We start from the raw sequence: 6,152 nt of genomic DNA, 5'->3' as shown, positions 1-6,152 counted from the left end.
CTGGTGGTCGGTTTCATTTCGGCGGGGCTGATGTCGCTGTCGCAGTCGGTCGGGGTGATCATGGGCGCCAACATCGGCACCACGATCACCGCCCAGATCGTCGCCTTCAAGATCACCAAGGCGGCGCTGGGGATGATCGCGATCGGCTTCGCCATGCTGTTCATCGCCAAGAACGAAAGGACCAGGCACTACGGCGGCATGCTGATGGGTCTGGGCATGGTCTTCTTCGGGATGCACGTGATGAGCGAGGCGATGGGGCCACTGCGCAGCTACCAGCCCTTCCTCGACCTGATGCAGACGATGGACAACCCGATTGTCGGCGTCCTGATCGCGACCGCCTTTACGGCCCTGATCCAGTCCTCGTCGGCCTCGACGGGAATCGTCATCGTCATGGCTGGGCAAGGCTTCATCAGCTTGCAGGCGGGCATCGCGCTGGCCTTCGGCGCCAACATCGGCACCTGCGCCACGGCGCTGCTGGCAGTCATCGGCAAACCGCGCGAGGCAGTCCGTGCGGCGCTGGTGCACCTGACCTTCAACGTCGTCGGGGTGATCATCTGGCTCCCTTTCATCGGCTTCATCGCCGACCTGGTGACGGCGATTTCGCCGACCTACCCGAACCTCACCGGTATGGCCCGGGTAGCCGCCGAAACACCACGCCAGATCGCCAACGCGCACACCTTCTTCAACGTCGCCAACACCCTGATCTTCATCTGGTTCACGACGCAGTTCGCGCGGTTGGTCGAGTGGCTGGTACCCGACAAGCCGCTCGAAGAGGAAGCGATAATCGTGCGTACCAGGTTCCTGCAGGATGAGCTGCTGAGCACGCCGTCGCTGGCGCTGGACCAGGTGCGGATGGAGATCATGCACATGGGGGAGACGGTCAACGCGATGCTGCACGGGATCATCCCGGCGATCATCAAAGGCGATCGAGCGGCGCTGGAAAGCATCCGCCAGATGGACGACACGGTCGATATCCTGCACGCCGGAATCATCGATTATCTCCGCAAGATCAGCAAACAGGCGATGGGCGACGAGCAGACCCGCGAGTTGCTGCAGCTGATGGAGGCGGCCAGCAATCTGGAGAACATCGGGGACATCGTCGAAACCAATCTGGTGGTGCTCGGGCACGACCGCATCCGCGACCAGATCCAGGTCAGCGCAGTCACCCAGCAGGTGCTCGGTGACTTCCAGGCAGCGGTCAGCAAGGCGGTGGCGGCAGCCATCGAGGCCGTCGGTCAGCGTAACGAGCGGTCGGCGCAGGTGGTGACCGGGATGAAGGACGAGATCAACCGCATCGCCGACTCGGCGGCGGCGCACGAGGCACGCCGGCTGGTCGCCGAGGAGCCCAATCGCATCGCCGCCTATACGCTGGAAATCGAGATCATCGAAAAGCAGAAGCGCATTTACTACTTCGCCAAGCGGATGGCCAAGACCGTCCTGCCGGCAGTGCTGCAGGAGCGCGGCTAGTGGTCGTGATGGCGTGATGGCGACAGCAGGCCCCTGGCCGGTCGCCACCGATCGGCCAAGGGCCCGGCTCCGACCAAGACCGAGGGCGCCAGTCTGCCGATCCGCGTGGCGGTCAGCGCCGGCCGGGGTAAAATGCCGCGATGCTGGTTCTCGGAATTGAATCGTCCTGCGACGAAACGGGTATGGCGCTGTACTGCACCTCCGCTGGCGGTGCCTTGCTCGCCCATGCCCTGCATTCACAGGTACGCATGCATCAGGACTATGGCGGGGTGGTGCCGGAACTCGCCTCGCGTGACCACATCCGGCGTGTCGTGCCCTTGCTGCGCCAGGTCCTTGCCGACAGCGGGCGCTCGCTTGCCGATCTGGATGCCGTCGCTTACACGCAAGGTCCGGGTCTCGCAGGCGCGCTGCTGGTCGGTGCCGCCTTCGCCGAGGCTTTGGCGACGGCCCTCGAGGTGCCCAGCGTACCGGTCCACCATCTCGAAGGTCACCTGCTGTCGCCGCTGCTGTCGCGCCGGCCACCGCGCTTTCCCTTTGTCGCCTTGCTGGTCTCGGGTGGCCACAGCCAGCTAATGCGGGTGACTGGTGTCGGCGAGTATGAACTGCTCGGTGAAACGCTCGACGACGCCGCTGGCGAAGCCTTTGACAAGACAGCCAAACTGCTCGGCCTCGACTATCCGGGGGGCCCGGCCCTCGCCGCACTGGCCGAAGAGGGGCGTCCGGAACAGGCCAAACTGCCGCGCCCGATGCTCAAGTCGGGTGACCTCAATTTCAGCTTCAGCGGCCTGAAGACTGCCGTGCTGACCCGCGTACGCGAGTTGGCGCCGATCAGCGAGCAGCAGCGCGCGGATATTGCGCGTGCCTTCCAGGATGCAATCGTCGAAGTGCTGGTCAGCAAAGCCCTGCGTGCGGTGGCTTTGAGCGGGCTGAAGCAACTGGTCGTCGCCGGTGGTGTCGGCGCCAACCGTGAACTACGGCGCCAACTCGACGCCAGCGCGGTCAAGGCGCGGATTGCGGTCTTCTACCCGGAACTCGAATTCTGCACCGACAACGGCGCGATGATCGCCCTGGCTGGCGCCTTGCGCCTGCAGGCGGGGCTTTCCGGCAAGCCGGCCGGCGCCTTCGCTGTTCGCCCGCGCTGGCCTCTGACTTGCTGAGCGCCGACGTCTAGCGGGGTCTTGCGGGTCTGGAGGTGCTTTCCTGCCCCTTCTTCCTGGACCCCAGTTTCGGCTCGCTGCCGGCCATCAGGCGCTGCAGGTTTTGCCAGTGTTTTCCGATCAGCGCCATCGAAATGATGCTGATGGCCACCACCATGCCGTCCTTCCCCCAGGCCAGCAGCGCGAAAACGGGTGCGGCGGTCGCCGCCACCAGCGCCGCCAGCGACGAATAGCGCAAGGTGAAGGCGACGAACAGCCAGGTCGCCAGCGTCGCCAGGCCCAGCCACAGGTTGATCGCCAGCAGGACGCCGGCAGCCGTAGCCACGCCCTTGCCACCCTTGAAGTTGAGAAAAACCGGGTACAAGTGACCGAAAAAGACCGCCAGCGCGACCAGCCCGACGGTGTAGTCGGGCAGTCCCCATGGTGCCGCATAGCGCGTGGCCAGAAAGACCGCCAGCCAGCCCTTGGCGGCGTCGCCGAGCAAGGTGAATAGCGCGGCGCCCTTGTGGCCGCTGCGCAGCACGTTGGTCGCCCCAGGGTTTTTCGAACCGTAGCTGCGCGGGTCGGCAAGGCCGAAGAGCCGACTGGCCAGCAGCGCGAACGACACCGAGCCCAGCAGGTAGGCAGCCAGGACGCCAAGGAGGGTGAGCAGGGAGGGCGGCATTGACGGGGCGGGGAGTCGGGGGTGGGGCGGCTCTGGGTTAGAATGCGTGAACTTCCGTCGCGCCGTTGGCGCCACGACCCGCAGCGCATTCTACACCGACCTGGCGCACTGCCGCATGGACATCATCTTCATAGACGGGCTTCGCGCTTCGACGCTGATCGGCATCTACCCGCGCGAAAAGGCCATGCCCCAGACGATTGAAATCTCGCTGCAGATTGGCACGTCGACCGCCAGCGCCGGTGCCAGCGACGACATAGGCGACACCATCGATTACGCGATGGTCGCCGAACGTCTGCGCAGCGAGCTCGCCGCGCGGCACTTCAATCTCCTCGAGCGGCTCGCCGAATTCGTGGCGACGCTATTGCTCGAAGATTTCGGTGCCGCCTGGGTGCGCGTTTCGATCGCCAAGCTGGGCATGATGCGCGGCGTCGAGCGCGTCGGCGTGGTCATCGAACGCGGTGCCGCCGCCTGATTCGTTGGCAGCAGGCCCGTACCGCGCGGTGGCTATGCGCCGGTTCGCGGCTGGCCCTCAGAAGCGCAGGTTCAGCCCGGCATAGATCGAGCGCCCCGTGCCCGGAACGGCGGTGCCATAGACCATCGGCCGCTGCCCGAGATAGGCGCCGCCCAGCGGTGATTCGTAGAAGCGGTCGAAGACGTTCTCGACCCCGAGATCGATGCGCAGCTGCTTCCATTCGTAGCTGCTGCGCAGGTTGAGCAAGCCGTAGCCGCTGGTTGCCAGTTCGTTGCGAACTTGCGAAACCTCGCTCTTGGCACCGACCAGCACGCCTTCGACCGTATTGGTCCAGTTCCCCGATCGCTGAACCAGCGCCAGCTTGGCGTTCAGGGGCATGATGTGGTAAAGATTGTCGTCGGTCTCGGTGTTCGTGCCGCGGACGTAGCTCACCACCGCGGTCATCCGGACGCTGCCGACAGCGCCATCCTGAAGAAGAGGGAAGTGCCCGGAAACGTCGGCACCGTACAGGCGAGCGGACTGATTGACGAACTGCAGATAAACGAAGCCGTCACTGCGCGTCAGGTTGCTTCCCTGGCACGGCGACATACCGGTTCCACCCGAGCAACGCAGTGCATCGACATAATCCTCGACGTGCGTGTAGTACGGGCTGACCGTGACCCCCCACCGCTCACCCGTGGCATCGTGCCAACTGGCGCTTGCGCTGACGGTGTGGGCGACTTCCGGCTTGAGCTCGAGGTTGCCGACGTAGCCGTTGCCATCGCCAAACCAGTTCACCATGCTCATCGCCATCGGGTTGTTGGTCGACCAGGCGTAGCGTTCGTACAGGTTGGGGGAACGTGTCTTGCGCGCCAGGCCGGCCTCGAAGGTCTGTTCGGCACTCGGGGTGAAGCGCAGCAAGGCCGCCAGATCGACGTTGTGATCGGTCTTCTGATGATCCTGGTAGTTGAAAGCGCCAGGGATCGACGACGGATTCGCTGGATTGCCGTAGTACGGGGTGTTGTAGCCCTGCACATTGCCGGTATCCATGGCCACCGTGCTGCTGCGCAGGCCGAGTTGCGACAGCCATTGCTCGCTCCAGCGCGCTTCCCACTCGCCATAGACGTCGAACCGGTTGCGCTGTCCGTCGTTGATGTTCCAGAAGGTCGAACCCTTCATCCCGGCCATCGGCATCGCCACCACCGGCGAGATCGGCTCCCACCAGTCGTCCAGGTGATACTTCAGCACCTCGCTCCCGACCCTGAACAGATCACGTTCCGAGAAAACGATCTCCGCCTTGAGCGTGGCACCGGTCGTCGTCCCCTTGGTTTCCATCGGCATCCCCGCCGGATTCCTCATCGTCCCGATGGTCTGCAGTTTGTCTTCGAGGAAGTTCATCTTGTGCCGCGTCTGGTCGTGATAGGCCCGTGCTTCCAGCGAGCCCCAGGGATACTGGCCCAGATAGCGCAGATTGACCTGCTGGCTGTCGTTGAGTGTCATGTCCATGCGCTGATTCGGGAAGCCTTGGTAGGGAATGTGCTGGTAGCCGAACTTGAGCTCGAGCAGATGCTCGGCGTGACGCAGGGCGAAGCTCAGCGACTGATTCTCCGACTTGTACGACGACGAGCCGACCTCGTCGCCTGCGAGCCAGACCGTCGTGCCGTCCGACGGTCCGGCTGCTTTGAAGTGGTCGCCTGCCGAGTAGTTGCCGGCCTGCGCCGTGGAGCCCGAGTAATTGGCGCTGAACATCTCGTTAGCGACCGTCGCCGACAGGTTGGCTCCCCTCGCACTACCGTTGCTGCGATAGAAGGCGCCGGCCTGGCCTTGCCGCAGCGTCCCTTCTCCGGTCTTGGCGAAAGCTGGCGGCGGCGCGCCGACCAGAATCGTTCCAGCGATACTGTCGCCTCCAGCGCTGACCGGCGTCACGCCGGCAAACAGGCTGACGCCGCCGACGTGCGTCGGGTCAATGTACGACAACGGCGGATTCATGTGGTTGGCGCACGAGGAGACCAGGTCCATGCCGTCGACCTGGATCCGGATGCGGTCGTCGGCCAGGCCGCGAATCACCGGCAGGCTGGAGACACCGCCGGCACCGTAGAGGCTGACTCCGGGCAGTCCATCGAGCAGTCTGGCGCTATCGCTGGTCGCCGCACGGAAGGGCGCCAGACTGGCCGCGCCCAGTCGCCTGCTGTCCAAGGGCTCGCTGGCGTCGATTCGCGACGCACGGACGACGACTTCCTGCATCGTCGCGGTCGCTGCGTCTTCCTGCGCGACGGCCGCTCGCCAAACCGCAGGCACGGCCAAGACCACTGCCGCGACGATCCGTTTCTCGGCCAACTTCATGCTTCAAAGCTCCCTGGGTGCTCTCTTTTAGGCGGCATTCTAGGGAGTGATGTTGCGGTGCGGAATGTGG

5 protein-coding genes are annotated in these 6,152 nt (G+C 64.6%); 3 read left to right on the top strand and 2 right to left on the bottom strand.

The window, feature by feature from the left end:
• A partial coding sequence (locus Q1L50_RS01190; RefSeq protein WP_300335290.1) for a Na/Pi cotransporter family protein occupies positions 1–1,467 on the top strand: 1,467 nt, incomplete at its 5' end.
• Positions 1,468–1,607: 140 nt separating this feature from the next.
• Positions 1,608–2,624: a tRNA (adenosine(37)-N6)-threonylcarbamoyltransferase complex transferase subunit TsaD gene (gene tsaD, locus Q1L50_RS01185; protein ID WP_300335289.1), complete on the top strand. Its 1,017-nt coding sequence runs from the start codon at positions 1,608–1,610 to the stop codon at positions 2,622–2,624.
• 10 nt (positions 2,625–2,634) lie between these two features.
• Here tsaD and plsY read toward each other — a convergent pair whose 3' ends face one another.
• Entirely contained in the window at positions 2,635–3,288 is a 654-nt protein-coding gene (gene plsY, locus Q1L50_RS01180) for a glycerol-3-phosphate 1-O-acyltransferase PlsY (protein WP_300335288.1), read from the bottom strand.
• Positions 3,289–3,403: 115 nt separating this feature from the next.
• Here plsY and Q1L50_RS01175 point away from each other — a divergent pair, with 115 nt between their 5' ends.
• Entirely contained in the window at positions 3,404–3,760 is a 357-nt protein-coding gene (locus Q1L50_RS01175) for a dihydroneopterin aldolase (protein ID WP_300335292.1), read from the top strand.
• 57 nt (positions 3,761–3,817) lie between these two features.
• Here Q1L50_RS01175 and Q1L50_RS01170 read toward each other — a convergent pair whose 3' ends face one another.
• Positions 3,818–6,082 (bottom strand): TonB-dependent receptor, encoded by a 2,265-nt coding sequence (locus tag Q1L50_RS01170; protein ID WP_300335287.1) that lies wholly within the window; start codon positions 6,080–6,082, stop codon positions 3,818–3,820.
• Positions 6,083–6,152: the final 70 nt, after the last annotated feature.

The organism is Accumulibacter sp. (assembly GCF_029255145.1).
Classification (GTDB): domain Bacteria; phylum Pseudomonadota; class Gammaproteobacteria; order Burkholderiales; family Rhodocyclaceae; genus Accumulibacter.
Note: the sequence above shows the minus strand (reverse complement) of the source record. Positions and strands in the feature narration are given on the sequence as shown.

What these genes read in the sequence shown, in the direction of transcription:
- tsaD (WP_300335289.1), top strand. Translation starts at nt 1,608, where the DNA reads ATGCTGGTTCTCGGAATTGAATCGTCCTGCGACGAAACGGGTATGGCG.
- plsY (WP_300335288.1), bottom strand. Translation starts at nt 3,288, where the DNA reads ATGCCGCCCTCCCTGCTCACCCTCCTTGGCGTCCTGGCTGCCTACCTG.
- Q1L50_RS01175 (WP_300335292.1), top strand. Translation starts at nt 3,404, where the DNA reads ATGGACATCATCTTCATAGACGGGCTTCGCGCTTCGACGCTGATCGGC.
- Q1L50_RS01170 (WP_300335287.1), bottom strand. Translation starts at nt 6,082, where the DNA reads ATGAAGTTGGCCGAGAAACGGATCGTCGCGGCAGTGGTCTTGGCCGTG.